The following is a 223-nucleotide window of genomic DNA, read 5'->3' on the forward strand; positions in this document are numbered from 1 at the left end:
CGTACTCAGGATACATTCAAGAGGGAACGAAGTTTCAACTACAGGGTTGTTACCTTCTATGACGAGCCTTTCCAGACTGCTTCGTCTACCTCGTTCCTTTGTAACTCCGTACAGAATGTCCTACAACCCCAAGAGGCAAGCCTCTTGGTTTGGGCTATGTTCCGTTTCGCTCGCCGCTACTCAGGAAATCGCATTTGCTTTCTCTTCCTCCAGGTACTTAGAT

General features: G+C 48.0%; 1 rRNA gene. It reads right to left on the bottom strand.

What is annotated here, in order from left to right:
- Positions 1 to 223, bottom strand: a 23S ribosomal RNA gene (locus tag MR058_RS23180); the annotation flags it as partial.

The organism is Bacillus cereus group sp. BfR-BA-01430, assembly GCF_022663115.1.
Lineage (GTDB): Bacteria > Bacillota > Bacilli > Bacillales > Bacillaceae_G > Bacillus_A > Bacillus_A cereus_BD.